Below are 26,992 nucleotides of genomic sequence, written 5' to 3'. Positions count from 1 at the left end.
CCAGCCCCCGGGACATGATGCAACCTTGCCAGACCTGCCGCCCCCAAGGCCGCGTTTCCTCTTCAAGCGAGTCTTCGATGAAAAGCCAACCCGATGCCGCCAGCCGTGTGGCGGCCGAGGTCGTCACGCAGTTACCCGTGCCCTCGCGGCTCGGCATGCTGCGTTTCGAAAGGCTCAACGAAGCCAGCTGGACCATGCTCTACCTCGATCCGGCCTGCGAGCGCCAGTTCGGCCTGCACGCCGGCGACCTGTGCGCCCTGGTAGACGCGCCCTATGCCAGCCTGATGGAACCCGAAGCCCGCTACCGGCTACACGACGAGATCCAGCTGCAACTGGCCCAGCGCGGCTACTACCGCGTGCGCTACACATTGCACACGCCAACTGCATCGCTACGCCTGCTGGAGGCTGGGGAAGCCTACAAGCAGCACAACCGCCACCTGTTGCGCGGCTACCTGAGCGTGCTCGACGACCAGGCCGAAGATACTGGCGAAGCCGGTGCCAGCGACCTGGAATCGCGCAACAACCGCCTGCAACTGGCCCTGCAACTGAACCAGCGCGCGCAGCAGGAACAACTCGAGCATCTGGACCGGGTACGCGGCCAGCAGGACCTGATCCTGCGCCTGGCCCGCCAGCGCTACAGCGCCGGGAACTCGCTGCGGGAAGCCGCCCAGCTGATTACCCAGAGCGCCTGCGAAATCTACAAGGTCGACAGCGCCAGCATCTGGCACCTGGAAGACCAGCGCCTGGAGCCGATCATCGCCTGGTACCGGGACGCGCAGGAGCACCGCCAGCCCGAAGCCATCGATGCCAGCCGCTTCCCCGACTACCTCGACGCGCTGCACGCCAGCCGCGCCATCGACGCCCACAATGCCGGCCACGACCCGCGTACCCGGGCCCTGGCGCAAAGCCTGCGCCCGGAAAACAAGGCCATGCTCGATGCCAGCATCCGTGTCGATGGCCAGGTAGTCGGCGTGCTGTGCCTGGAACAGACCGGCCAGACACGGGCCTGGCAGTCGGACGAAATCGCCTTCGCCGGCGAACTGGCCGACCAGTTCGCCCAGGTCATCACCAACCACAACCGGCGCACCGCCGCCAGCGCTCTGCACCTGTTCCAGCGTGCGGTCGAGCAGAGCGCCAACGCCTTCCTGCTGGTCAACCGCGACGGTGTGGTGGAGTACGTCAACCCCAGCTTTACCGCCATCACCCAGTACAGCACCGAGGAAGTGCAAGGCCGCCACCTGGGCGAGCTGCCGGCGCTGGAGAACCTGAGCGAGCTGCTGTTCGACTCGCCGTCGAGCCTGGCCATGGGCAACAGCTGGCAGGGCGAGTTCAAGAGCCGGCGCAAGAACCTCGAGCCCTACTGGGGCCAGCTGTCGATTTCCAAGGTATACGGCGACAACCGTGAGCTGACCCACTACATCGGCATCTACGAAGACGTCACCCAGACCAAGCTGGCCCAGCAGCGCATCGAGCGCCTGGCCTACACCGACAACCTGACCAACCTGGGCAACCGCCCGGCGTTCATCCGCAGCCTGGACGAGCGCTTTGCCCGCGATGGCGAGTACTCGATGTGCCTGCTGCTGGTGGACATCGACAACTTCAAACGCATCAACGACAGCCTCGGCCACCAGACCGGCGACAAGCTGCTGATCAGCCTGGCCCGGCGCCTGCGCAACAGCCTGCACACCGGCGGTATCCTGGCGCGCTTTGCCAGTAACGAGTTCGCCGTGCTGCTGGACGACACCAGCCTGGAAGATGGCCAGGGCGTCGCCCAGCAACTGCTGCGCACCCTCGACAAACCGATGTTCGTCGACAACCAGCTGATCAACGTCACCGCCTCGGTGGGCCTGGCCTGCGCACCACTGCATGGTGCCGACCCGGCCAGCCTGATGAAGAACGCCGGCCTGGCGCTGCACAAGGCCAAGGCCAACGGCAAGCACCAGGTGCAGGTGTTTACCGAAGTGCTCAATGCCGAAGCCAGCTACAAGCTGTTCGTCGAGAACAACCTGCGTCGCGCCCTGACCCAGAACGAGCTGGAGGTGTTCTACCAGCCCAAGCTGTGCCTGCGCAGCGGCCGCCTGCTGGGGCTGGAAGCACTGCTGCGCTGGAACCACCCCGAACGCGGCATGATCCGCCCGGACCAGTTCATCAGCGTGGCGGAAGAAACCGGCCTGATCATCCCCATCGGCAAATGGGTGGTGCGCCAGTCGTGCCGCATGAGCCAGCAACTGCGCGAGGCCGGCATGGGCAACCTGCATGTGGCCATCAACCTGTCCCCCAAGCAGTTCTCCGACCCGGACCTGGTGGCGTCGATCAGCACCATCCTCGAGGAAGAAGCCCTGCCCCCGCACCTGCTGGAGCTGGAGCTGACCGAAGGCCTGCTGCTGGAGGCCACCGAAGACACCCACCGCCAGCTGGATGAGCTGAAGGCACTGGGCCTGACCCTGGCCATGGACGATTTCGGCACCGGTTATTCGTCGCTGAGCTACCTGAAGAAGTTTCCGATCGACATCCTCAAGATCGACCGCAGCTTCATCAACGAGATCCCGGACAACCAGGACGACATGGAAATCACCTCTGCGGTGGTGGCCATGGCTCACAACCTCAAGCTGAAGGTGGTGGCCGAGGGTATCGAGACGCCGGAGCAGCTGGCGTTCCTGCGCCGGCACCGCTGCGATGTGGGCCAGGGCTACCTGTTCGACCGGCCGATTCCGGGGCGCGAGCTGGCTGAACGGCTGAAGCGCTATCCGCGTGGCCCGGTGGCCTGACAGCCGCGCAAACCTCGGGCACTATAGAACCCATTCGGGCCCTATCGCCGGCAAGCCAGCTCCCACAGGGACCGCTCATATCTCAAAATCTGTGATATCCCTGTGGGAGCTGGCTTGCCGGCGATGGCCCCACCACCTATCCAACTGAATAAACACAGAGGAACGGCCATGGTCCTGCGTTCGGAAATCCTGGTGAACAAAAACGTCATGCCAACCGCGGAACAGGCCCTGCCTGGGCGCGAAACGCCAATGAAGCTGCCCGAGTTCCACTACGTATTCGAAGGCACCCCACTGCTCGGCCCCTTCTTCGAAGGCGCCATCGACTTCGCCATCTTCGGCCTGGGTTGCTTCTGGGGCGCCGAGCGCCGCTTCTGGCAGCGTGAAGGCGTGGTCAGCACAGTGGTCGGCTACGCCGGCGGCTTCACCCCCCACCCCACCTACGAAGAAGTCTGCTCGGGCCTGACCGGCCACACCGAAGTGGTGCTGGTGGTGTTCGACAAGGACAAGGTCAGCTACCGCGAGCTGCTGGCGATGTTCTGGGAGCTGCACAACCCGACCCAAGGCATGCGCCAGGGCAACGACATCGGCACCCAGTACCGCTCGGCCATCTACTGCACCAGCCCTGAACAGCTGGAACAGGCCAAGGCCAGCCGCGACGCATTCCAGGCCGAACTGAGCAAGGCCGGCTTCGGCGAGATCACCACCGAAATCGACCAGGCACCAACCGTGTACTTCGCCGAGGCCTACCACCAGCAGTACCTGGCCAAGAACCCGGACGGCTACTGCGGTATCGGCGGTACCGGCGTGTGCCTGCCACCGAGCCTGCAGGGTAACTGAAGCATGAGCACGATGACTCTATTCCACTCGCCGTTGTCGCCTTTCGTGCGCAAGGTCATGGTGGTGTTGCACGAGACCGGCCAGCTTGCGCGCGTGCAGCTGCAGCCGGTGAACATCAGCCCGGTCAGCGGTGACCCACAGCTCAACCAGGACAACCCGATCGGCAAGATCCCGGCCCTGCGCCTGGAAGACGGCACCGTGCTACATGACAGCAGGGTGATCTGCGAGTACCTCGACCTGCAGCACGTCGGCCTGCCGCTGCTGCCGCGCGAAGGCTCGGCGCGTTGGCGGCGCATGACACTGGTGTCGCAGGCCGATGCCATCATGGATGCGGCGGTGTCGAGCCGCTATGAGAGCTTCCTGCGCCCTGAAGACAAGCGCTGGGATGGTTGGCTGCAGGCACAGGGCGACAAGATCCGCCGTAGCCTGGACAATCTGGAGCAGGAGCATTTGCCCGAGTTGATGTCCGGGTTCGACCTGGCAGCGATCGGCGTGGCCTGTGCGCTGGGGTATCTGGATTTGCGCCAGCCCGAGTTTGGCTGGCGTGAACAACAGCCTGGATTGGCGGCGTGGTATGCCGAGGTGGCCAAGCGGCCATCGATGGTGGCAACAGCACCGGCAGCCTGACGGGCCGCTATCGCCGGCAAGCCAGCTCCCACAGGTACTCACAGCTCTTGAATCCTGTGCTGTACCTGTGGGAGCTGGCTTGCCGGCGATTGGGCTGCAAAGCAGCCCCGCCTCACCTCGGTATCACAGGAAACAGCTGCCCGATCCTGAGTGCCAGCCACCGCCCGATCTCCCTGTCCTCCCTCATGCCGCCCTCCCCACCCGTGCCCAATCCAGCCGCCGGGTCAGCACCATGAATACCCCCAGCAGGCCGAAGCACAGCAACGAGCCCATCAACAGCGCATAGTCCTCGGCACTCAGCAGCCCGTAGAGCAGCGCATACAGCGCCGCCAACCCCACCGCAAAGCCCACCCCACGCCCCAGGCTGCGCAACACATGGCTCAGGTAGAAGCCGATCAGCAGCACACATGCCGAAGCTGACAGCCCATACGCCAAACCAAAGCCGATGTGCTCGGACAACGACAGCAACAGCAGGTAGAAGAACGCCAGCGCCACCCCCACCAGGATGTACTGCACCGGGTGCACGCTGAGGTTCTTCAGCACTTCGAACAGGAAGAAGCCGGCGAAGGTCAGGGCGATGAACAGCAAGGCGTACTTGATTGCCCGCTCGCTCTTCAGGTACTGGTCCACCGGGTCGACGAAGCTGACACCGAAGCTGCGATCGCTGAAGTCCGCACACTGCCCGGCGATGGCGCACTGGCGCAGGGCGTCTTCGAGGTTGGTGGCAAAGAACGAGGTCTGCCAGTGGGCACTGAAGCCCTGGGCGTCGATGTCGCGACGACTGGGCAGGTAGTTGCCGACGAAGCTCGGGTGCGGCCAGTTGGCGCGCAGGTCCACGGCACTGGTGCGGCCCACCGGCACCACGTGCAGCTGGCCGGTGCCTTGCAGTGCAAGATCGAAACCGTAGCTGAATTCACGCGCCTGCAGGCCGTCCAGCCCCGGCAGGCTGGCGTGCACGCCACCACGCATCCAGTCGAGCCGGGTGCCGGCTTCGAACGGCACTTTCTGCTCGCCCATGCTCAGCTCCAGGCCGTTCTCGATGCCGCGGATATCGCTGATGCCTACCACCAGGAACGGCTTGTCGAAGCGGTAGTCGTCGAAGTCCTTGTCGATACCCCAACGTTCCGGGAGCTTGAAGCGGCCACTGATACGGCCCTTGGCATGGAACAGCCGGGCCTGGTAGATGCCACGGGCGCGCAGTTCGGTGTCCACGCCCAGATCGGCGTCGAAGGTTTCCGGCAGGAAGTACAGGTGGCCGGCAATGGTGCTGGTTTCCTGGGTGCGCTCGCCGTCCTTTTCGATCCAGCGGCGCTGGTACTTGCGGTAGGGCACCACCAGCAGCGGGCCGCTGAGTTGCTGGTCGAAGCTGGCGCTCTGGGCGATATCGCGCAGCACACTGTCGCGCAGGGCCTGGCGTTCACCGATCAGGCCGCTGATCAGCAGTAGCGGGACGAGCAGCAGCAAGATCAATACGCCGATCATGCCGAGTTTGAAACCGAGGGTCTTGTTCATGGGGCCTCCTGTGGCAGTGGGCGCAGTGTCTGCGCCTTGCGTGGAGGCTTCAGGGAGATGGTGTGGAGATTGTGTGTTTTTCAAGGGCCCAATCGCCGGCAAGCCAGCTCCCACAGGTTATGCACATTGCCTGAGGCCTGCGAAAACCTGTGGGAGCTGGCTTGCCGGCGATTGGGCTGCGCAGCAGCCCCGGCAATGTCAACTGATACGCCGCACCGGCAGCCACAACCTCACCCGCACCCCACCATCGACGTTATCCACCGCCAACGCCCCGCCATGCAGCTGCATCACCTCGGCCACAAAATTAAGCCCCAACCCGGTGCTCTTGCGCCCACTCCCCGGCCGCGGCAGCGAGTAGAACCGCTCGCTCACCCGCCCAATAGCATAGGCCGGTATCGCCTGCCCCTGGTTGAACACACTCAGCGCCACCCGTTCGCCATCGCGCTCCAGGTCGAACAACAGCGCGCCTCCCTCCGGGGTGAAGTCCAACGCGTTGTCGAGCAGGTTGGCCAGCGCCTGGCGCATCAGGAACGGGTCACACAACAAGCGCAAACCAGCCGGCACCCGCTGGCGCACCTGCAAATCGGCACCTTCGATACGCGCCGCATGGGCCAACAGCAACTCGTCCACCAACGCCGCCAGCGCCACCTGCTGCTCATCCTCCAGCGCCTGCATCTGCTCGACCCGGGCCAGGTTGAGCAGGCGTTCGATCATCTGCTGCAAACGCTCGCTCTCGCGCTCGATGTTGCCGGCAAAGCGCGCCCGCTGGTCAGCCGGCATGTCATCGCCCTGCAACAGCTCGGAAGCGCCACGAATGGCCGCCAGCGGGCTTTTCAGCTCGTGTGTCAGGGTATGCACATACCGCTCGACATAGGCCTTGCCCTCCAGTTGCGTGCGCATGCGCTCGACCGCCTGGGCCAGGTGTGCCAGTTCGCCACCCTTGTAGTGCGGCAGGGCGGCACGCTCGCCCTCGCTGACCGCCTGGGCGTAGCGGGCCAGCCGGCGCAGCGAGCGCGCCAGCCACCACGACAACGCGGCACCGATCAGCAGGCCCAGGCCGATCAGCCCCAGGCCCAGGGTCAGCAAGCGCCGTTCGGAGCGGTCGATGTACGGTTGCAGCGAGCTGTTGGGCTTGGCCACTGTAACCACGCCGATGATCTTGCCATCGTCGATGATCGGTGCCCCCACGTGCATCACCGAGGTGCTTTCATCGTCGGGGTCACTGCGGGTGGAGCGGGCGCCGTACTGGCCACGCAAGGTCAGGTACACGTCATTCCACTTCGAGTAGTCCTTGCCCAGGTCCTCGCCGCTGGAGTCCAGCAGCACGGTGCCCTTGGCATCGGTGACATAGATGCGGTGGCTCACCTGGTTCTTGGCCAGGCCCCAGATCTGCGCACCCGGGCTGCGCGAGCCATAGGCCTTTAGCACTTCGGGCAGGCGGCTCTGGTTCAGGGTGCCGGCCTTGACGTCATCGTGCAGGATCTCGGCCAGCAGGTTGGCGGTGTCTACCAGCGTTTCTTCAGAGGACTGGCGCACCACCGGACGGATCTGTTCGCGCACCGTATTGAGCAGAAAGTAGCCCGCCAGCCCGACGAACAGGAAGTACACCAGGAAGATCCGGATGCCCAGGCGCATCAGGCATGGTCCGGGCTGTAGCTGTAGCCGAGGCCACGGTGGGTCTGGATCGGTTCGGCGTCGCTGGCCACCTGGCGCAGCTTGGCGCGCAGGCTCTTGATATGGCTGTCGATGGTGCGCTCGTAGCCCACGTCAGAGGCCACGCCCACGGCGTCGAGCAGCTGTTCGCGGCTGAATACCCGGTGCGGTTGCTCGAGCAGGCATTGCAGCAGGCGGAATTCGTGGCGGGTAAGGGGGAGTGGCTGGCTGCGGTAGGTGATCTGCATGCGCAAGGTGTCGAGCTGGAACAGCGTGGCCTCGACAGCGGGCTCGACCCTGGGGCCCATGCGCTTGAGGATCGCCCGTACCCGCGCCGCCACTTCACGCGGGCTGAAGGGTTTGACCACATAGTCGTCTGCGCCGATTTCCAGGCCCACCACCCGGTCGATTTCGCCATCGCGGGCGCTGAGGAACATTACCGGCACTTCGCTGAAGCGGCGCAGCTGGCGGCAGGTTTCGAAGCCACTGATATCGGGCAGGCCGATGTCGAGGATGACCAGGTCGGCCGGGCGCTGGCGCTGCTGGTCGAGGGCGGCGCTGCCCAGGGTTACCCATTCGGTGCTATGGCCGTCGGCCTGCAGGGCGTAGACCAGGGTATCGGCGATGGCGGCTTCGTCTTCGACGATGAGGATGTGGGGCATGGCGTCCGGGCCTGTGCAGATATCTATGGCGACGCACTATTGTGTAGGAGCGGCCTTGCGTCGCGAAAGGGCCGCAGAGCGGCCCCGGCGGTTTCTGCATCGGCGCTGAGATCGCGGGGCCGCTATGCGGCCCATCGCAGGCAAGCCAGCTCCCACAGGTACCGCGCAGCCCACAAGGACACGCGCCATCCCTGTGGGAGCGGGCGTGCCCGCGAAGAGGCCGAGGCTTGCGATCAGCAGTCAGGCTTGCCAGCGGTGAACTTCTTGGCCGGGTTGACCGCCGCCTTGAACTCGCGCAAAGCCTTGGAGCCCACCAGCAATGGGTAGTTGAAGCTGCTGCGGTCCACCAGGTTGACCTCGACGGTGCGCTTCACGTCCCCCAGGCACAGCTCCAGGTCGACCACCGGGCGCTTGGAGATTTCCGGCGCATCGCCTTCCTCCTCTTCATCGGCACGGCCCTTGATCTTGCTGATGCGCGAGACCTTGTGCTCGTACACCTTGCCGTCCGAATCCTTGGTGGCCAGGCGGAAGCGTACCCACTCGTCGCCATCACGGGTGAACAGCTCGATGTCCTTGGCCGACAGCGACGCGGTGAAGGCACCGGTATCCATCTTGGCTTTCAGGGTTTCGCCCAGTTCGGGCAGGGCTATGTTCTCGTAACGGCCATAGATTGTGGGCTCGGCGGCCATGACCGGCAGCGCCAACAACGACAACAGGGCAAGCAGAGGTTTCACAGGCAAGCTTCCTTGAGGAGGGTCAGTGCTTAGACTGCACTGGCAGGATAGGTTCGCTGTCACAAGCCTAACCAACATAATGTGAAACATTTGTCCTCGCCGCAGGGCACTGGAAATTTGGCGTAGGCCACTGCCCTGCTTATCATTGCCAACCGTTTATCTCCCACAACAAGAGTCTCTTTATGCGTCGCCTGCTGACCGGCATCCTCACTACCACCCTGCTGCTGCTCAACACCCTGGTGTTGATCTGCCCGCTGCTGGTCTTCGCCCTGCTCAAACTGGTGCTGCCGGGGCGTGGGCGTGACTATGCCTCATGGGCGGTGATGTGGGTGGCCGAGACCTGGTCGGAGATCGACAAGGCCATCTTTGCCCTGTGCATTCCTACCCATTGGGATATCCGCGGCGTCGAGAACCTGCGCAAGGACACTTCGTACCTGGCCGTCAGCAACCACCAGACCTGGGTCGATATTCCCGCGCTGATCGAGAGCCTCAACCGCCGTACACCGTTCTTCAAGTTCTTCCTGAAGAAGGAGCTGATCTGGGTGCCACTGCTGGGCCTGGCCTGGTGGGGGCTGGATTACCCGTTCATGAAGCGCTACAGCAAGGCCTTCCTGGAAAAGCACCCCGAGCTGAAGGGCAAGGATCTGGAAATCACCAAGGCTGCTTGTGAACTGTTCAAGCGCCAGCCGGTGACCGTGGTGAACTACCTGGAAGGCACACGCTTCACCGAAGCCAAGCGTCAGCAGCAGCAATCGCCGTATCGCTACCTGCTCAAGCCCAAGGCTGGTGGCGTGGCGTTCGTGCTGGCGGCATTGGGCGAGCAACTGGATGCCTTGCTGGACGTGACCATCGTCTACCCCGGCAACAAGGCGCCTGGTTTCTGGGATTTGCTCAATGGCAGCATCAGCCGGGTGATTATCGACATTCGTGTGCGTGAACTGGACCCGATGCTGTGGGCGGGGGATTACGAGAATGATGCTGAGTTCAGGCAGACCGTGCAGGCCTGGGTGAACCAGTTGTGGGTGGAGAAGGACTTGCGGATCGAGCAGCTGCGGGCCGAAATGGGCTGAGATCTTTACTGCCTGATCCGGCCTTTTCGCGGGCTTGCCCGCTCCCACAGGATATCCACTGTTTTCGAATTCTGTGCAGGTCCTGTGGGAGCGGGCAAGCCCGCGAAGAGGCCGGAACAGGCATTCCAAGAATCCGATTAAAAACCTGGCTAATAATCAGCATTAGGATTACTTCTTTGTCACACACCACCTAAGTGGATAAAAATCGACCAAAGCACAACTACAAAAAATGCTCTGGATCGAACGATGGCCAACCCACCCAGCTCTACCCCCGTCCAGCTCCGCCGTGTCCTCGGCCTGCCCGCCTTGGTGTTCTTCGGCCTGGTGTACATGGTCCCGCTGACCATCTTCACCACTTACGGCATCGTCACCGAACTTACTGGTGGCCGCACGGCCGGCGCCTATATCGTCACGCTGGTGGCCATGCTGTTCACCGCCACCTCCTACAGCTTCATGGTCAAACGCTTCCCGGTCGCGGGCTCGGCGTACTCCTACACCAACATGGCCTTCGGCCCGAACGTTGGCTTCCTGGCCGGCTGGTCGCTGCTGCTCGACTACCTGTTCCTGCCGATGATCAATTACCTGCTGATCGGCCTGTTCCTGAACATCGCCTTCCCGGCCATCCCCGCATGGTCTATCGCGCTGGCCTCGATTGCCCTGGTCACGCTGCTCAACGTGGTCGGCATTCACTCTGTGGCCAAGACCAGCAACCTGATCGTCGGCGCACAGATCGTCTTCATCGTGGTGTTCGTCGCCCTGTCCTGCCAGTCCCTGGCCGGCCAGCCGCTCGACCTGCTTTCGCCACTGCTGGGCGACGGTTCGCAGCCGGGCTTCGGCGCGCTGATGGCTGGTGCGGCGGTGCTGTGCCTGTCGTTCCTCGGCTTTGACGCTGTCTCGACCTTGGCCGAAGAATGCCGCGATGCCCGCCGCGATGTGCCACGGGCAATCATCCTCACCACCCTGTTCGCCGGTTTGCTGTTCACCGTGCTGGCCTATGTCAGCCAACTGGTACTGCCGGGCACCACCTTTGCCAATGCCGATGCGGCGGCCAACGAAGTGATGTTCAAGGCGGGCGGGCAGTTCCTGGCCAACTTCTTCACTGCGGCCTATGTGGCTGGCAGCCTGGGCTCGGCGCTGGCCTCGCAGGCGGCTGTGTCGCGCATTCTGTTCACCATGGGCCGTGACAAGGTGCTGCCGCAGCGAACGTTCGGCTACCTGTCCCCGCGCTTTGGCACGCCGGTGTTCGCCATTCTGCTGGTTTCGGCGTTCTCGTTGCTGGCGTTGGTGATCGACCTGGCGACCCTTGCATCGCTGATCAGCTTTGGTGCGCTGGTGGCGTTTTCGGCGGTGAACCTGGCGGTGGTTAAAACCCATCTGGTGGACGAAGCCAGCCAGCGTAGCGTCAAAGGGCTGCTGTGTTATGGCGCGGTGCCGCTGGTGGGGTTGGGGTTGACCTTGTGGCTGTGGACCAGCCTGTCGGCGCTGACACTGGTGATCGGCCTGTGCTGGTTTGCGCTGGGTCTTGCATACCTGGCAGTACTGACCGCCGGCTTCCGCCGCCCGGTGCGGCTGGTGGACTTCACCGAAGCGACCTGACTCGCCTTTGCGGGATACACCAATCTCATGGCCTGCGCTGGCCTTTGTAGGAGCGGCCTTGTGTCGCGAAAGGGCTGCAGAGCAGCCCCGGCTATATCTGCATCGACGCTGAAATAGTGGGGCCGCTTTGCGGCCCTCTCGCGACACAAGGCCGCTCCTACAGGTACGGCGTCAGCCTTCAAGGCTGTGATGCTGGCAAAATCCTCAGACCGAAGGCCCGGTCAACGGAGCAGGAGTGGTCCACAAACTCCCCAAATTCTGCAACAACGACCCGGCAATCCCCTGCTGCCCCAGGTACTGCAGCAGCAACGGCGCAAACTGCCCGATCATCCCGGTATCCATCCCCAGCGCCTTGAACGCATTGTCCAGGTCGCTGCGGTTTTCCATATTGTTGCCCAACGCATTGCTCAACGCCGACTGGCTCTCGCTGTTCTTGCCCAGTAGTTCACCCAACCCACTCAAGCCACCTAATGCACTGGCCCCGGCAAGCAGGTCCAGCCCTGGCACGGCCTTGGTCAGCTGGCCGTAGTCGTCAGAACTCAGATTATTGCGCGCCAGCCCCAACATCGCCCCTGCCCCACCCACGGCCTGTTCGGGGGTGATATTCAATTGGCTGCCCAAGGTGTTGAGCAGGTTGGCTTGCGCCTCGGGCGCCTGCACCGGGCCCTGCTGTTGCTGGTTCTGCATGGCAGACACGGCGTTGGCGGCGTCGCTGAGGTTGAAGGCGAACACCGGGCTTGCGGCCAGGGTCATCAGGGTTGCCAAGGTGAATGCTTTCATCGGGAAGGACCTCGTGGGCCGGGGTGGCGAGGGAAACGAGAAATTCGACCGATAGATTGATGGTTAGTTCCGTTACCGGTACTGCTGGACATGCGTAATGCGAGAGATGAAATACAATTACCTAGTATTTTTATCAGTATCTCCATAGAGCATGGTCAGAGATACTGGGTACTGCCTACAGGTGGGCGCATCCGCTTATCTTAGAATAGGAACCAGAACCCATGAAAACGAATTCAAGCAGTGACCTGCTTTTCTATCAAACGGGCAAAATATCCAATATAAAGTCAAAAAATCAGTGGAGAAGAATTTTCCGGACCCATGAACTACTCTTGGCGGAAAACATCAATGAGAGCTCAAAAGAAATAAAGCTGCTTGCCTCAAATGAGAACGGAACCGTACTTGAAGAACTGGACGAGCAAAGCAGTAATTCACTTACCTATTCCGCATACGGCCATTACTTCAATCAAGAAGACTCAAGTTTTTTACTCCGGCTCAATGCCGAGCTTTTTAACTCTATATTATTAGGCTACGCACTTGGCAATGGAAATAGAATTTTTTCGCCTTTGCGAATGCGATTCAACTCGCCGGATGATTATAGTCCTTTCGAAGAAGGGGGCCTCAACAGCTACGCATATTGCTTCTGTGACCCAGTTAATTTTATTGATCCATCTGGAAACAATCCAATAAGAAGTTTTTTTAAAGGTATAGCTAACACGCTAGGGTTTCGCACGAAAGGAGCAACAAAGACCCAAACCAGACCTTCTGATAGAAGACGCTCTTTGCAATCGGCCGAAAATCGGGCAACCGAAAACGAGATAGGAGTATCAACTGTTAGCCTTCCTGGATACTCTATGCTTCCGCATGGAAAAACCGAAACAGTTGAGTTTTCCGGATTCACGCCGGATATCGAGACAATTACTAGACTCGTAAAACTTGAAAAACGAGCCGAAAGCCTAGTAGCACTTGGCAATAGAGAACGACTCGTACACGGAGAACTGATCCGCCGTTTGGATGGTAAAAAAATCAAGTCCAAGCATCGAGGCAATGCCGATTACTATTACGGTAAGGCCAAAAAAATTCTAGAGGAAGCAGACTTCATCAGAGACAACATGAAAACACGAAAAAACTTCCCACCTAAATATAGCGAGCAATAAAGTGCTTCCACCATAAATGCTCTAAGTCCGCGTAGACAACGGTTATTATATGCTGTTTGGTCGAACGTCTTTGCGGGCAAGCCCGCTCCCACAGGTGCGGTGCACGCGTTGAGATCAGTGCAACAGCCACAAAAAAGCCCCTCGAATCGAGGGGCTCTTGTTAATCGGCGCTGATTACGCCGCCCCCCACATCTTGTGCGGGTCAATCACGAACTTCTTCGGCACACCCGCATCGAACTCGCCATAACCTTCCGGCGCCTGGTCGAGGTTGATCACCTGCACACCCACCACTTCAGCGATGTTGATACGGTCCCACATGATCGCCTGCATCAGCTGGCGGTTGTACTTCATGGTCGGGGTCTGGCCGGTGTGGAAGCTGTGCGATTTCGCCCAGCCCAGGCCGAAGCGGATGCTCAGCGCGCCGATCTTGGCAGCAGCATCCACTGCACCCGGGTCTTCGGTCACGTACAGGCCCGGGATACCGATGTTGCCGGCAACGCGGGTAACCTGCATCAGCGAGTTCAGCACGGTGGCCGGCGCTTCATGCTTGGCACCTTCGTGGCCATGGCCGCGGGCCTCGAAGCCAACGGCGTCGATGGCGCAGTCCACTTCAGGCTCGCCGAGGATATCGACGATCTGCTCGTGCAGCGGGGTGTCCTTGGACAGGTCGACCACTTCGAAGCCCTGGGACTTGGCGTGAGCCAGACGGGCCTGGTTGAGGTCGCCGACGATGACGCAGGCAGCGCCCAGCAGGCGTGCCGAGGCAGCGGCAGCCAGACCGACCGGGCCGGCACCAGCAACGTAGACGGTGCTGCCTGGGCCTACACCGGCAGTCACGGCACCGTGGTAGCCGGTCGGCAGGATGTCGGACAGGCAGGTCAGGTCACGGATCTTTTCCATGGCCTTGTCGCGCTCAGGCAGTTTCAGCAGGTTGAAGTCGGCGTACGGCACCAGCACGTACTCGGCCTGGCCGCCGGTCCAGTCGCCCATGTCGACGTAACCATAGGCACCGCCAGCGCGGGCAGGGTTGACGGTGAGGCAGACACCGGTGTGCATTTCCTTGCAGGAGCGGCAGCGGCCACAGGCGACGTTGAATGGCACCGAGACCAGGTCGCCAATCTGCATGCGCTCGACGTCACGGCCCTTCTCGACGATCTCGCCGGTGATTTCGTGGCCCAGGACCAGGCCGACCTGGGCAGTGGTGCGGCCGCGGACCATGTGCTGGTCGGAGCCGCAGATGTTGGTGGAGACCACCTTCAGGATCACGCCGTGCTCGATCTTCTTGCCGCGTGGGTCCTGCATTTTCGGGTAGTCGATCTTCTGCACCTCGACCTTGCCGGCGCCGAGATATACCACTCCACGATTGCCAGACATGCTCTTACCTCGCTTGATTTTTATTTATGCAGCGGTGGTTGAACGCGCCGCCATCCGTGGGCGGCATGTGTTACTGGAATGCAGGGAATTGTGGGCCTGATACGGCCAGATGCACTGACTGGGAGCGACAGGGAGATGCCTTTTAGCGGCAGGGTTGTCGTTGGAGGATATGGGGGAACGGATGGGGTGACCTGTGCCGGCCTCTTCGCGGGCTTGCCCGCTCCCACAGGTCCTGCGCTGGCTTCAAGTTCACGCTGAACCTGTGGGAGCGGGCAAGCCCGCGAAGAGGCCGGTACTGGTTATTACAGAATTACGGTCCGGTTGGCGTTGAGGAACACTCGTCGCTCGATGTGATACCCCACCGCTCGCGCCAAGGTCAGGCACTCGATGTCGCGCCCTTTGGCAATCAGGTCTTCGGGGTAATGGCTGTGGTCGACCACCTCCACGCCCTGGGCGATGATCGGGCCTTCGTCCAGGTCGTTGTTGATGTAGTGCGCCGTAGCGCCAACCATCTTCACGCCCTTGTTGTACGCCTGGTGGTAAGGCTTGGCGCCTTTGAACCCTGGCAGCAACGAGTGGTGAATGTTGATCGCCCAGCCATCCAGGCGCCGGCACAGCTCTGGCGACAACACCTGCATGTAGCGCGCAAGTATCACCAGCTCGGCGCCGGTTTCCTCGATCACCTGAAGTACCTTGCGCTCTTGCCCAGGCTTGTCCTTGGGGTCGAGGGCAAAGTGGTAGTAAGGGATCTTGTGCCAGTGCGCCAGGGGTTCGAGATCGGGGTGGTTGGACACCACCGCGACCACGTCCATGGCCAGCTGACCGATACGCTGGCGATACAGCAGGTCGTTAAGGCAGTGGTCGGCCTTGGACACCATGATCACCACTTTGGGGCGGTGGTTAGGTGCGGTCAGCTCGAAGGTCATGCCGAACGCCTCGCTGCGCTCGGCAAGGCCGGCGCGGAAGCCGGCTTCATCGAAATCGTCCGGCTGGCGGAACTCCACGCGAATGAAGAAACGCCCCGACTGCCGGTCATCGAAGGAGTGGTGCTCCGTCACGTAGCAGCGCTGCTCGAAGAGGTAACGCGTCACCACGTCGACGGTGCCGAGCATGCTCGGGCAGTCGGCGGTGAGAATCCAGGTATCCGGTGCCCGACTCATTCTCTGTTCTCCTTAAGCCTCGATGCTCAGGCCGTACTCGGCCGAAGCGTCCTGCAGCCACAGCCACCAGTAGTCGGCGAAGCTGCGGCGAATCACCAGTTCCCAGGTGTCTTCGGCGGTGCGGCGGATCACCAGTTGCGACTTGGCGAACACGGTGCCGACTGCCTTGCCCACCGGGAAGTTGTTCGGATGAACATCATAGCTGGTGGACTTCATCAGCACTTCGCGCACATTCGGGCCGCGCAGTTCCAGCAGGCTCTGCCCGCCGCTGACGTTGACTACCTGGATGTGCTGGCCTTCGAGGGCTGCGCGCAGTTTCTGCTCGACCGCCAGTTCCTGGCCGCCTGGCACGATCAGCAGCCACTCGTCAGGGCCGACCCATTGCAGCGACATTTCGTTGTTGGCGACCACGGTCAGGGCCACTGGCAGCTCCAGGCCCAGGGCCTTGTGCACGCCGGCGGCGAATTCCGGGTTGTGGCCGTCGCCACGGATGGTCAGGTGGCCGAGGAACTTGCGTTCACGCAGGGTCACGCCTGCGTTCTTGCGGCCTTTGCCAACCAGGCTGGCCAGGTCGGCGTGGTGCAGTGGCGACTGGGCCTTGGCCTCGGCGCCGGGGTTTTGCTGGAAGACGTTGATAGCGCTCATTTCTTACCTGCCTTGAATTCTTGTTCGTCGATGCGACGCAGCTTCTGTGCTGGATCTACCGGCCCTATCGCCGGCAAGCCGGCTCCCACAGGGGCCTCACCGACCTTCGAAGCTGCATCGATCCTGTGGGAGCCCGGCTTGCCGGCGATGAGGCCTGGCCTGCCCCCACAGGGCCCGGAGTCAAACGTTCTGCCGCTCACCCTTCGGATCGAAGAACACCGAAGACACGATCTCCGCCTCGATCACGCTGCCATCCGCCTGCGGCGAGTAGACGCGCTCGCCCATGCGCTTGAGGCCGCCTTTGACCACACCCATGGCGAACGAGTAGCCCAGGGAGTTGGACGCGTAGCTGGAGGTGACGTGGCCAACCATATCCATCGGGATCGGCTGTTTCGGGTCGAACACCAGCTGGGCGCCTTCCGGCAGCCACTGGTTCGGGTCGATCGGCTTCAGGCCTACCAGTTGCTTGCGGTTGTCGCGCAGGCAGTCTTCGCGGTTCATGCCACGCAGGCCGATCCACGAGAACGGCTTGTTACGGCCCACGCACCAGCTCATGTTCAGGTCGTCCGGGTTCATCGAGCCATCGGTGTCCTGGCCAACGATGATGAAGCCCTTCTCGGCACGCAGTACGTGCATGGTCTCGGTACCGTACGGGGTCAGGTTGTACTTCTTGCCTGCCTCGATGATCTGTTCCAGCACGCCCATGGCGTAGTTGGCCTGCACGTTGACTTCGTACGACAGCTCGCCGGTGAACGAGATACGGAACACCCGAGCCGGTACGCCGCCGACGTTGCCTTCCTTCCAGGTCATGAACGGGAAAGCTTCCTTGTCCATGTCGATGTCGGTCAGCTCGCTCAGCAGCTTGCGGCTGTTGGGGCCGGACAGGGTCATGGTGGCCCAGTGGTCGGTGACCGAGGTGAAGTACACCTTCAGTTCCGGCCATTCGGTCTGGTGGTACAGCTCCATCCACTGCAGCACGCGGGCGGCGCCGCCAGTGGTGGTGGTCATGATGAAGTGGTTGTCGCCGACGCAGGCGGTCACGCCGTCGTCGAAGACCATGCCGTCTTCCTTGCACATCAGGCCATAGCGGGCCTTGCCCACATCGAGCTTGGTCCAGGCGTTGGTGTAGATGCGGTTGAGGAACTCACGCGCATCCGGGCCCTGGATGTCGATCTTGCCCAGGGTCGAGGCGTCCAGCAGGCCCACGCTGTCGCGCACGGCCTTGCATTCACGGGTTACGGCGGCGTGGATGTCTTCACCGGCTTTCGGGAAGTACCATGGGCGCTTCCACTGGCCGACGTCTTCGAACTCGGCGCCGTTCTTCACGTGCCAGGCATGCAGGGCGGTGAAGCGCACCGGCTCGAACAGGTGACCACAGTGACGGCCCGCTACTGCACCGAAGGTAACCGGCGTGTAGTTGGGGCGGAACATGGTGGTGCCCATTTCCGGGATGGTAATGCCGATCGAACGGGCGGCAATGGCCAGGCCGTTGATGTTGCCCAGCTTGCCCTGGTCGGTACCGAAGCCCAGCGCGGTGTAGCGTTTCACGTGCTCGACCGACTCGAAGCCTTCGCGGGTGGCCAGTTCGATGGCGGCCGCGGTGACGTCGTTCTGCTGGTCGACGAACTGCTTGGGTGCGCGGGCAGTGCCCTTGTCGTGCGGCACCTGGAACAGCGCCACGGTGGCCTCTTCCTTGCGCGCAACGGTTTTCGGCAGGCTGCCGACGGTAGCCTTGAAGCCCGCTTCGGTGGCTGCGCGAACGCCGCCTTCGAAGCCATCGGCGATCACGTCGCCCAGGGCGTAGACGCCGTTGATGCCACCCACGCATTCGCGTTTCTGCGGGGCATCGCCCGGCACGAAGCCGAGGATGTCTTCACGCCATACCGGGCGACCGCCCAGGTGCGAAGCCAGGTGCACGATCGGGCTGTAGCCGCCGGAGGTGGCGATCAGGTCGCACTCGAGGGTTTCGCCTGGGCTGGTGACCTTGTGTGCCTGCACATCGATGGCGGCCACGCGGGCGCCGGTGACGTGCTTGCTGCCCTTGGCCTCGATCACGGCGCTGGAGGTGAGGATGCGGATGCCTTTGGCACGTGCTTCTTCAACCAGCGAGCCACGCGGGTTGTGGCGGGCGTCGGCAATGGCGACCACTTGCAGGCCGGCGTCGTGCCAGTCCAGCGCGGCGCGGTAGGCGTGGTCGTTGTTGGTCGACAGCACCAGCTTGCGGCCCGGGGCCACGCCATAGCGGCGTACGTAGGTGGACACGGCACCGGCCAGCATGTTGCCCGGCAGGTCGTTGTTGCCGTACACCAGCGGGCGCTCGTGGGCGCCGGCAGCCAGCACCACGCGCTTGGCGCGGACGCGGTGCACGCGGTGGCGTACCTGGCCGATCGGGGCGCGGTCGCCGAGGTGGTCGGTTAGGCGCTCGTGGATGGTCAGGAAGTTATGGTCGTGGTAGCCGTTGACCGTGGCACGTGGCAGCAGGGTCACTTCCGGCAGGCTTTCCAGCTCCTTCACCACGGCGCTGACCCAATCGGCAGCAGGCTTGCCGTCGAGGGTTTCGCGGGTGTCGAGCAGGCTGCCGCCGAACTCTTCCTGCTCGTCAGCCAGGATCACGCGGGCACCGCTGCGGGCTGCGGCCAGTGCAGCGGCCAGGCCGGCAGGGCCGGCGCCGACGATCAGCACGTCGCAGTGCTGGTTCATGTAGTCGTAGCTGTCCGGGTCGTTCTGCAGCGGCGCGCGGCCAAGGCCTGCGGCTTTGCGGATGTACTTCTCGTAAGTCATCCAGAACGATTTCGGGTACATGAAGGTTTTGTAGTAGAAGCCCGGCGGCATCATGCTGCCGCCCACCTTGCCCAGGATGCCCATGACGTCGTTGTTGACGTTCGGCCAGCCGTTGGTGCTGGTAGCTACAAGACCTGCGTACAGCGCCTGCTGGGTGGCACGCACGTTGGGGATCTGGGTGGCTTCGCTGGAGCCGATCTGCAGGATGGCGTTCGGCTCCTCGGTACCGGCGGCGATGATGCCGCGTGGACGCGAATACTTGAAGCTGCGGCCGACGATGTCGACGCCGTTGGCCAGCAGTGCGGCGGCCAGGCTGTCACCGGCATAACCTTGGTAGGTCTTGCCGTTGAAAGTGAAGTTCAGGACCTTGCTGCGGTCGATACGGCCGCCGCTGGCGAGGCGATAGGTCTGGCTCATACTTTTTCCCCTTGGCCTTTGACGGTCGACGCGGCGCTGTTCTGCTTGCCGCTGGCGGTCACTTGCGGCTTCTCGCCAATCTTGTAGGTTTCCAGAATTTCGTAGGTCACGGTGTCGCGGGTGACGTTGAAATACTGGCGGCAGCCGGCAACGTGGTCCCACAGTTCGTGGTGAATACCGCGTGGGTTGTCACGGTAGAACATGTAGGTACCCCACTCCTCGTCGGAGCAGGCGTTAGGGTCCAGCGGGCGGGCGATGTGCGCCTGGCCAGAGGCGTGGAACTCTTCTTCGGAGCGCAGCTCGCCGCAGTGGGGACAGAAAATATGCAACATGACGGTGTCTCCGGTTAGTGGGCGACGGCGGCGGCGCCGTGTTCGTCGATCAGTGCGCCGTTGTAGAAACGGTCCATGGAGAACGGCGCGGCCAGTGGGTGCATTTCGCCCTTGGCCAGGCTCGCGGCGAAGACGTTGCCCGAACCCGGGGTCGCCTTGAAGCCGCCAGTACCCCAACCGCAGTTGAAGAACATGTTCTTGACCGGGGTCTTGGTGATGATCGGGCAAGCGTCCGGAGAGGTATCGACGATGCCGCCCCACTGGCGGTTCATGCGCACGCGCGAGAGGTTGGGGAACATCTCGACGATGGCCTGCAGGGTGTGCTCGATCACCGGGTACGAACCGCGCTGGCCGTAGCCGACCCAGCCGTCGATACCGGCACCGATCACCAGGTCGCCCTTGTCGGACTGGCTGATGTAGCCGTGCACGGCGTTGGACATGATCACGCTGTCGATGATCGGCTTGATCGGCTCGGATACCAGTGCTTGCAGCGGGTGCGATTCCAGCGGCAGGCGGAAGCCGGCCAGCTTGGCCATGTGCCCGGAGTTACCGGCGGTGACCACGCCGACGCGCTTGGCGCCGATGAAGCCTTTGTTGGTTTCCACACCGATGACCGCGCCGTTTTCCTTGCGGAAGCCGATCACTTCGGTCTGCTGGATCAGGTCCACGCCCAGGGCGTCGGCGGCACGGGCGAAGCCCCAGGCCACGGCGTCGTGACGGGCCACGCCGCCACGGCGCTGCACGGTGGCACCAAGGATCGGGTAGCGGGTGTTCTTGGAGCAGTCCAGGTACGGGATCTCGGCCGCGACCTGGGCGGTGTTGAGCAGCTCGCCATCCACGCCGTTCAGGCGGTTGGCGCTGACCCGGCGCTCGGAGTCACGCATGTCCTGCAGGGTGTGGCACAGGTTGTACACACCGCGCTGGGAGAACATCACGTTGTAGTTGAGGTCCTGGGACAGGCCCTCCCACAGCTTCATGGCGTGCTCGTACAGGTGCGCCGACTCGTCCCACAGGTAGTTGGAACGCACGATGGTGGTGTTACGGGCGGTGTTGCCGCCGCCCAGGTAACCCTTCTCGATCACGGCAACGTTGGTGATGCCGTGTTCCTTGGCCAGGTAGTAGGCCGTGGCCAGGCCATGGCCGCCACCGCCGACGATAACCACGTCGTAGACCTTTTTAGGGGTTGGCGTACGCCACATGCGCTGCCAGTTCTCGTGGTGGCTGAGGGAGTGCTTGAAAAGGCCGAAGCCCGAGTAACGTTGCATGGTGTGTGACTCCACTCAGCGGTAAACAGGGAAATCTGCGCACAGGGCCGCGACGTTCTTCGCTACATCGGCTTCGACGTCTGCGTCACCGAGGTTGTCGAGGATGTCGCAGATCCAGCCGGCCAGGGCCACGCACTGAGCGACCTTGAAGCCGCGGGTGGTGACGGCCGGGGTGCCGATGCGCAGGCCCGAGGTGACGAATGGCGACTGCGGGTCATTCGGCACGGCGTTCTTGTTGACGGTGATGTGCGCGCGGCCCAGGGCGGCGTCGGCATCTTTGCCGGTGAGGCCCTGGCGGATCAGGCTGACCAGGAACAGGTGGTTGTCGGTGCCGCCGGAAACCACGTCGTAGCCGCGGTCGATGAACACCTGGGCCATGGCCTGGGCGTTTTCGATCACTTGTTGCTGGTAGGCCTTGAACTCAGGCTCCAGCGCTTCCTTGAAGCACACGGCCTTGGCGGCGATAACGTGCATCAGCGGGCCGCCCTGGGCGCCAGGGAACACCGCGGCGTTCAGCTTCTTCTCGATCTCTTCGTTCGACTTGGCCAGGATCAGGCCGCCACGTGGGCCGCGCAGGGTCTTGTGGGTGGTGGTGGTAACCACATCGGCGAACGGGATCGGGTTCGGGTACAGGCCAGCGGCAACCAGGCCGGCTACGTGGGCCATGTCGACGAACAGCAGCGCACCGACCTTGTCGGCGATAGCGCGGAAGCGTGGGAAGTCGAGGGTCTTGGAGTAGGCCGAGAAGCCGGCAACGATCATTTTCGGCTTGTGCTCGACAGCCAGGCGCTCGACTTCGTCGTAGTCGATCAGGCCGGTGTTGGTGTCGATGCCGTATTGCACAGCGTTGTACAGCTTGCCCGAGGACGACACCTTGGCGCCGTGGGTCAGGTGGCCGCCGTGGGCCAGGCTCATGCCGAGGATGGTGTCACCAGCCTGCAGCAGGGCCAGGTAGACGGCACCGTTGGCCGAGGAGCCGGAGTGCGGCTGGACGTTGGCGTAGTCGGCACCGAACAGCTGCTTGGCGCGCTCGATGGCCAGGGCTTCTACCTTGTCCACGTGCTCGCAGCCACCGTAGTAGCGCTTGCCCGGGTAGCCTTCGGCGTACTTGTTGGTCAGGCCGCTGCCTTGGGCCTGCATCACGCGCTTGGAGGTGTAGTTTTCCGAGGCGATCAGCTCGATGTGGTCTTCCTGGCGCTGTTCTTCGGCATTCATCGCCGCCAGCAGTGCATCGTCGTAACCCTGGATCTGGTCTTGCTTGCTGAACATCGTGTATCTCCCGGCAGCGATCATTTTTTGTCGTGGGGCACTGTGGCCCTTTGTGGCGATGTTATGACTGGCCGGGGCGGGTCAGATGCCTGCGCACGCCTTGCAATGGCGCGTTTACGACATTCGTTGCGGTGTTGGCTTCTTCGCGGGCACGCCCGCTCCCACAGGGATCTGCACAGGCCCATGGTTCCTGGCCTGCGCGGTCCTTGTGGGAGCGGGCGTGCCCGCGAAGAGGCCGGCACAGACAACACAGCCATCAGCCCATGCACAGCTTGTATAGGCATCTGCTGAATCGATGGTTTAGAGTGCTGTTCTGCGTCGTTCACAGGACAGTGTCATGACAGATAAGAGCCAACAATTCGCCAGCGACAACTATTCCGGCATCTGCCCCGAAGCCTGGGCAGCGATGGAAAAGGCCAACCATGGCCACGACCGCGCCTATGGCGACGACCAGTGGACCGAACGCGCCGCGGAATACTTCCGCAAGCTGTTCGAAACCGACTGCGAGGTGTTCTTCGCCTTCAACGGCACCGCCGCCAACTCCCTGGCCCTGGCCTCGCTGTGCCAGAGCTACCACAGCGTGATCTGCTCCGAGACCGCCCACGTCGAAACCGACGAGTGCGGTGCGCCGGAGTTCTTCTCCAACGGCTCCAAACTGCTGACCGCGCCCAGCGTCAACGGCAAGCTGACACCACAGTCGATCCGCGAAGTGGCGCTGAAGCGCCAGGACATCCACTACCCCAAGCCACGGGTGGTGACCATTACCCAGGCCACCGAGGTGGGCACCGTCTATCGCCCCGACGAGCTGAAGGCGATCAGCGCCACCTGCAAGGAGCTGGGGCTGAACCTGCACATGGACGGCGCCCGCTTCAGCAATGCCTGTTCGTTCCTGGGCTGCAGCCCGGCAGAGCTGACCTGGAAGGCCGGCGTCGATGTGCTGTGCTTTGGCGGCACCAAGAACGGCATGGCGGTGGGCGAAGCGATCCTGTTCTTCAACCGCCAACTGGCCGAGGACTTCGACTACCGCTGCAAGCAGGCCGGGCAACTGGCATCGAAGATGCGCTTCCTGTCGGCGCCTTGGGTGGGCCTGCTGGAAGATGGCGCCTGGCTGCGCCATGGCGCGCATGCCAACCATTGCGCGCAGTTGCTTGCCTCGCTGGTGAGTGACTTGCCGGGGGTGGAGCTGATGTTCCCGGTTGAGGCCAACGGGGTGTTCCTGCAGATGCCGGAACACGCGATCGAAGCACTGCGCGGCAGGGGGTGGCGGTTCTATACCTTTATTGGCAGTGGCGGGGCGCGGTTCATGTGCTCGTGGGATACCGAGGAAGAGCGGGTGCGCGAACTGGCGGCGGATATCCGCGCCATCATCGGCGCCTGACAGGCCGCATTCGCGGGCATGCCCGCTCCCACAGGAATATCGCAGCCGTCGAGAGCTGTGCAGTACCTGTGGGAGCGGGCAAGCCCGCGAAGAAGCCAACACCGCATTTGCGGGCTCGCCCGCTTCCACAGGAATATCGCAGCCGTCGAGAGCTGTGCAGTACCTGTGGGAGCGGGCAAGCCCGCGAAGAAGCCAACACTGATCTAAAGCCTGAACCCACCCATCTGCCGCGCCAGGTCCTCCGCCAAGCCACGCAGCGCCTGGCATTCCTCGCGGCACCCCTGCACCTCCGCCGCGGTCTCCCGCGCCAGGTCGGAAATCCCCTGCACCGTACGGTTGATCTCCTCGGTCACCGCCGACTGCTCTTCGGTCGCAGTAGCCACCTGGTGGTTCATGTCGCTGATGTGCTCCACCTGGTCAGTGATCGCCCCCAATGACGCCCCGGTGCGCTGGCTCGACTCCACGCCGCTACCCGTCGCTTGCTGCCCCGCCTGCATCGAACTCACAGCCGAACCCGCGCCCTGCTTCAAGCGCTGGATCATCTGCTGCACTTCGTCGGTGGACAGCTGCGTGCGCCGGGCCAAAGTACGCACCTCATCGGCCACCACGGCAAACCCACGGCCCATCTCCCCTGCCCTGGCCGCTTCGATGGCGGCATTCAGCGCCAGCAGGTTGGTTTGCTCGGAAATACTACGAATCACCGCAAGAACTTCGTCGATCGAGGCCACTTCATCGGCCAGCTGGCTGACGGCATCGGCCGCCTTGCCGATATCCCCCGACATCCCCTCGATACCACGGATCGAGCGTTGCACCACTTCACGCGCCTGCAGGGCTTCGTCCCTCGCCGACTGCGAGGCCTGGGCCGCATCGCCGGCATTGCGAGCAATGTCCTGCACGGTCAAACCCATTTCGTGCACGGCGGTAGCGACCATTTCGGTCATTTCCTGCTGGCGCCCGGAACGCTCGGCGGTGTTGTCCACCACCTGTGTCACCTGCTCGACCGCCAGGTGCAGCCGCTCGGAAGTGTGCAATACCTCACCGATCAACCGGCGCTGGCTGTCGAGGAAGCGGTTGAAGCCACGCGCCAGGTCGCCCAGTTCGTCCTGGCGTGAATCGTCCAGCCGGTGGCTGAGGTCACCCGCACCGCTGCCAATCTGCACCAGCGCCGCTGTGACGCGGCGGATCGGCCGCACCAGGCCACGCGCCAGCAGCACCACCAGCAGCAGCGATACCAGGGCCACGGCACCACCGATCAGGCTGGTCAGCCATACCGCCTGGTGCATTGGCGCGTAGATTTCCTCCTCCGGCACCTCGGCCACCAGGGTCCAGTTGAGGTCGCGCAGGGGCAGGCCGAGCGCCAGGTAGCTTTCGCCGTCACGGCTGAAGCGGCTGCTGCGCAGGCCTTCGCCGCCGGTCATCAGCGCCTTGGCGGCATCCGCGCCGAGCTGTTCGGTGAGCTGGCGTTTGCCGCTGAAGGCAGCGTCCGGATGAACCTGGATCAGGCCATCGTTACGCACCAGGAACACCTTGCCGTGCTCGCCAAATTTGAAGTCATGGATCAGCTTCGACAGTTCGGTCATGCGCAGGCCCATGCCAGCCACACCGACCAGTTGGCCGTTCTTTTCCACGCGATAGTCGATGAACAGTGCGAGCTCGCCGGTGGCACCGTCGATGTCGATGTTGATCAGGCGTTCGGCACCGCTGTCGATGTAGCCGTAGAACCATTTGTCCTTGGGGTTGCTGCGGCTGAGGGTACGGTCCAGTCCATTCTCGTTGTAGTAGTGGCCGGTTTCGGTCGAGACGAACAAGGTGGTGAAGGCCTGGTTGCGCTGCTTGGCGGCGGTCAGGTATTCGATGAATGGAGCGGCCTGGGCGGGGTCTTCACCGGCGGCAAGCCAGTCGCGCAGCAGGGTGTTGCCGGCAATATCCGCCGCCGCCACCAGCGGCTGGCCGAGCATGCGCTCGATGTCGTTGCGGATGGCCTCGATGCTGGCGGGCAGCGCGGTATCGACCAGGTAGCGTTCGGTGAGGCGGTTTAGCGCCACCGTGAAAATGATGACCACCACCAGGATGCTCGCCAGCAGGGCGGCGCCCATGCTGGTGATCAACTGCCACTGGATGCTCTTGCGCCAGATACGCATGCCCTACTCCCCGCATAATTATTGTTTTGCGGAAAGTGTATACACTTACGTATCCAGTTAATCCAGTGATCTAGAACAACAGCGCTGATCCTGTGGGAGCGGCATGCCCGCGAAGAATTCAACGCGGTGGCTGGCACCGGCTGCGCCGGTGTTCGCGGGGTCGCCCGCTCCCACAGGGGGGCTCGGCATCAGGCCTTATTGTTCGGCTATGGTCCGCACGATGGCGTCCACCGTGGCGTCGATCTGCGCCTGGGTACGCTCCAGCGTCTTGCGGTGCTCATCCTGCAGTTCGATCTGCCGCGAACACAGGTTCAGTGCGGCCAGCACCAGCAGCTTGTCGCCGATCAGGGTCGGGTACTGACGCTTGGTCTGGGCCAGGGCGGTGTTGAGCATCTGCACCGCCTGGGCCAGGGTCGCTTCCTGGCCTTCAGGCGCCTTGATCGAATAGTCGTTGCCGAGGATCGACACGACATTGATCGGCTGCGCTCGCAGTGTCATGCGCCTACGACGCCGGCGTTGGCGCGCTCGAGCAGGGCCTGCAGGCGTGCGGCGGTGCTGCCGTTCTTCTCTTCCTGCTCCATCAGCGACAGCTGCAGGGTTTCGTTCTCTTCCTTGGCCTGGGCCAATTCCTGGCCGAGGGCGGTGTTCTGCTCGGTGAGTTGAGCGTTCTTCTGCATCAGGTCGCTGACCAGTTGCTCGATTTGGTTCAGGGAAGCTTCCAGCATGGGTCTATCTCAGGTTGTTGCGAGGGGCGCACACGATAAAGAAAAGTGCGGCCCATCGCCATTAAATATCGGATTCACAAGGTTTCTAACCCGCAGATTGACAGAGGAACCA

Annotated in this window: 22 protein-coding genes and 1 pseudogene; 7 read left to right on the top strand and 16 right to left on the bottom strand. The window is 62.8% G+C overall.

What is annotated here, in order from left to right; genetic code table 11:
- The first annotated feature begins 77 nt into the window (after positions 1-77).
- The 3 genes from CAG22_RS12150 (at position 78) to CAG22_RS12140 (ending at position 4,232) form a co-directional block, all read left to right on the top strand.
- A complete protein-coding gene (locus CAG22_RS12150; RefSeq protein WP_085692004.1) occupies positions 78-2,768 on the top strand; it encodes a bifunctional diguanylate cyclase/phosphodiesterase in 2,691 nt (896 codons plus the stop codon).
- Between the two features lie 168 nt (positions 2,769-2,936).
- On the top strand, positions 2,937-3,605 hold the full coding sequence (msrA, locus tag CAG22_RS12145) for a peptide-methionine (S)-S-oxide reductase MsrA (protein ID WP_085692003.1): 669 nt from the start codon (positions 2,937-2,939) through the stop codon (positions 3,603-3,605).
- 3 nt (positions 3,606-3,608) lie between these two features.
- A complete protein-coding gene (locus CAG22_RS12140; RefSeq protein WP_085705533.1) occupies positions 3,609-4,232 on the top strand; it encodes a glutathione S-transferase in 624 nt (207 codons plus the stop codon).
- Between the two features lie 183 nt (positions 4,233-4,415).
- Here the strand turns inward: CAG22_RS12140 and creD are convergent, their stop codons facing one another.
- From creD to CAG22_RS12120, 4 genes are all read right to left on the bottom strand, one after another.
- Complete coding sequence (creD, locus tag CAG22_RS12135) at positions 4,416-5,744, bottom strand: cell envelope integrity protein CreD (protein WP_085591325.1); 1,329 nt, start codon at positions 5,742-5,744, stop codon at positions 4,416-4,418.
- 198 nt (positions 5,745-5,942) lie between these two features.
- Positions 5,943-7,379 carry a two-component system sensor histidine kinase CreC gene (gene creC, locus CAG22_RS12130; protein WP_013970529.1) on the bottom strand — a complete coding sequence of 479 codons (1,437 nt, stop codon included), beginning with the start codon at positions 7,377-7,379 and terminating at the stop codon, positions 5,943-5,945.
- Positions 7,379-8,059, bottom strand: a complete 681-nt coding sequence (gene creB / locus CAG22_RS12125) for a two-component system response regulator CreB (RefSeq protein WP_085591323.1) — start codon at positions 8,057-8,059, stop codon at positions 7,379-7,381. The genes creC and creB overlap by 1 nt, the downstream gene beginning before the upstream one ends.
- Before the next feature lie 233 nt (positions 8,060-8,292).
- The gene (locus CAG22_RS12120) at positions 8,293-8,793 is read right to left on the bottom strand and encodes an ATP-dependent zinc protease (RefSeq protein WP_003257529.1); all 501 of its coding nucleotides are present in this window, start codon (positions 8,791-8,793) and stop codon (positions 8,293-8,295) included.
- Between the two features lie 182 nt (positions 8,794-8,975).
- Here CAG22_RS12120 and CAG22_RS12115 point away from each other — a divergent pair, with 182 nt between their 5' ends.
- On the top strand, positions 8,976-9,863 hold the full coding sequence (locus tag CAG22_RS12115) for an acyltransferase (RefSeq protein ID WP_085705532.1): 888 nt from the start codon (positions 8,976-8,978) through the stop codon (positions 9,861-9,863).
- Positions 9,864-10,109: 246 nt separating this feature from the next.
- The gene (locus CAG22_RS12110) at positions 10,110-11,459 is read left to right on the top strand and encodes an APC family permease (RefSeq protein ID WP_085591319.1); all 1,350 of its coding nucleotides are present in this window, start codon (positions 10,110-10,112) and stop codon (positions 11,457-11,459) included.
- A gap of 204 nt (positions 11,460-11,663) precedes the next feature.
- Here CAG22_RS12110 and CAG22_RS12105 read toward each other — a convergent pair whose 3' ends face one another.
- Complete coding sequence (locus CAG22_RS12105; protein ID WP_085705531.1) at positions 11,664-12,239, bottom strand: DUF2780 domain-containing protein; 576 nt, start codon at positions 12,237-12,239, stop codon at positions 11,664-11,666.
- Positions 12,240-12,460: 221 nt separating this feature from the next.
- On the opposite strand from CAG22_RS12105, the gene CAG22_RS12100 reads away from it, so the two are divergent.
- Positions 12,461-13,393: an RHS repeat-associated core domain-containing protein gene (locus CAG22_RS12100; RefSeq protein WP_085705530.1), complete on the top strand. Its 933-nt coding sequence runs from the start codon at positions 12,461-12,463 to the stop codon at positions 13,391-13,393.
- Positions 13,394-13,567: 174 nt separating this feature from the next.
- Here the strand turns inward: CAG22_RS12100 and fdhA are convergent, their stop codons facing one another.
- From fdhA to CAG22_RS12065, 7 genes are all read right to left on the bottom strand, one after another.
- Positions 13,568-14,767: a formaldehyde dehydrogenase, glutathione-independent gene (fdhA, locus tag CAG22_RS12095; protein WP_039613198.1), complete on the bottom strand. Its 1,200-nt coding sequence runs from the start codon at positions 14,765-14,767 to the stop codon at positions 13,568-13,570.
- A gap of 302 nt (positions 14,768-15,069) precedes the next feature.
- Positions 15,070-15,927, bottom strand: coding sequence for a formyltetrahydrofolate deformylase (purU, locus tag CAG22_RS12090; protein ID WP_085705529.1), 858 nt, complete (start codon positions 15,925-15,927; stop codon positions 15,070-15,072).
- A gap of 12 nt (positions 15,928-15,939) precedes the next feature.
- Positions 15,940-16,572 carry a sarcosine oxidase subunit gamma gene (locus tag CAG22_RS12085; protein WP_025337396.1) on the bottom strand — a complete coding sequence of 211 codons (633 nt, stop codon included), beginning with the start codon at positions 16,570-16,572 and terminating at the stop codon, positions 15,940-15,942.
- A 180-nt stretch (positions 16,573-16,752) separates the two neighbouring features.
- A complete protein-coding gene (locus CAG22_RS12080; protein ID WP_085705528.1) occupies positions 16,753-19,770 on the bottom strand; it encodes a sarcosine oxidase subunit alpha in 3,018 nt (1,005 codons plus the stop codon).
- A complete protein-coding gene (locus tag CAG22_RS12075; protein ID WP_013970519.1) occupies positions 19,767-20,102 on the bottom strand; it encodes a sarcosine oxidase subunit delta in 336 nt (111 codons plus the stop codon). Before CAG22_RS12075 ends, CAG22_RS12080 begins: the two co-directional genes overlap by 4 nt.
- Positions 20,103-20,116: 14 nt before the next feature.
- On the bottom strand, positions 20,117-21,367 hold the full coding sequence (locus CAG22_RS12070; RefSeq protein WP_003255680.1) for a sarcosine oxidase subunit beta family protein: 1,251 nt from the start codon (positions 21,365-21,367) through the stop codon (positions 20,117-20,119).
- Positions 21,368-21,382: 15 nt separating this feature from the next.
- Positions 21,383-22,636, bottom strand: a complete 1,254-nt coding sequence (locus CAG22_RS12065) for a serine hydroxymethyltransferase (protein WP_025337394.1) — start codon at positions 22,634-22,636, stop codon at positions 21,383-21,385.
- A gap of 337 nt (positions 22,637-22,973) precedes the next feature.
- Between CAG22_RS12065 and CAG22_RS12060 the strand changes: the two genes are divergently transcribed.
- Entirely contained in the window at positions 22,974-24,014 is a 1,041-nt protein-coding gene (locus CAG22_RS12060; RefSeq protein WP_025337393.1) for a low specificity L-threonine aldolase, read from the top strand.
- 203 nt (positions 24,015-24,217) lie between these two features.
- On the opposite strand, the gene CAG22_RS28975 is transcribed toward CAG22_RS12060, so the two are convergent.
- The 4 genes and pseudogenes from CAG22_RS28975 to CAG22_RS12045 form a co-directional block, all read right to left on the bottom strand.
- Complete coding sequence (locus tag CAG22_RS28975; RefSeq protein WP_371916853.1) at positions 24,218-24,946, bottom strand: methyl-accepting chemotaxis protein; 729 nt, start codon at positions 24,944-24,946, stop codon at positions 24,218-24,220.
- Positions 24,947-25,081: 135 nt separating this feature from the next.
- Positions 25,082-26,110: pseudogene (locus tag CAG22_RS28970) on the bottom strand (cache domain-containing protein); the annotation flags it as partial.
- A gap of 240 nt (positions 26,111-26,350) precedes the next feature.
- Positions 26,351-26,653 carry a cell division protein ZapA gene (locus CAG22_RS12050; protein ID WP_003257516.1) on the bottom strand — a complete coding sequence of 101 codons (303 nt, stop codon included), beginning with the start codon at positions 26,651-26,653 and terminating at the stop codon, positions 26,351-26,353.
- Positions 26,650-26,880, bottom strand: coding sequence for a hypothetical protein (locus CAG22_RS12045; protein ID WP_025337390.1), 231 nt, complete (start codon positions 26,878-26,880; stop codon positions 26,650-26,652). The genes CAG22_RS12050 and CAG22_RS12045 overlap by 4 nt, the downstream gene beginning before the upstream one ends.
- Positions 26,881-26,992: the final 112 nt, after the last annotated feature.

Source organism: Pseudomonas sp. B8(2017), assembly GCF_002113575.1.
Lineage (GTDB): Bacteria > Pseudomonadota > Gammaproteobacteria > Pseudomonadales > Pseudomonadaceae > Aquipseudomonas > Aquipseudomonas putida_Z.
The sequence above is the reverse complement of the archived record's forward strand: the minus strand, read 5'-3'. Positions and strand labels throughout refer to the sequence as shown.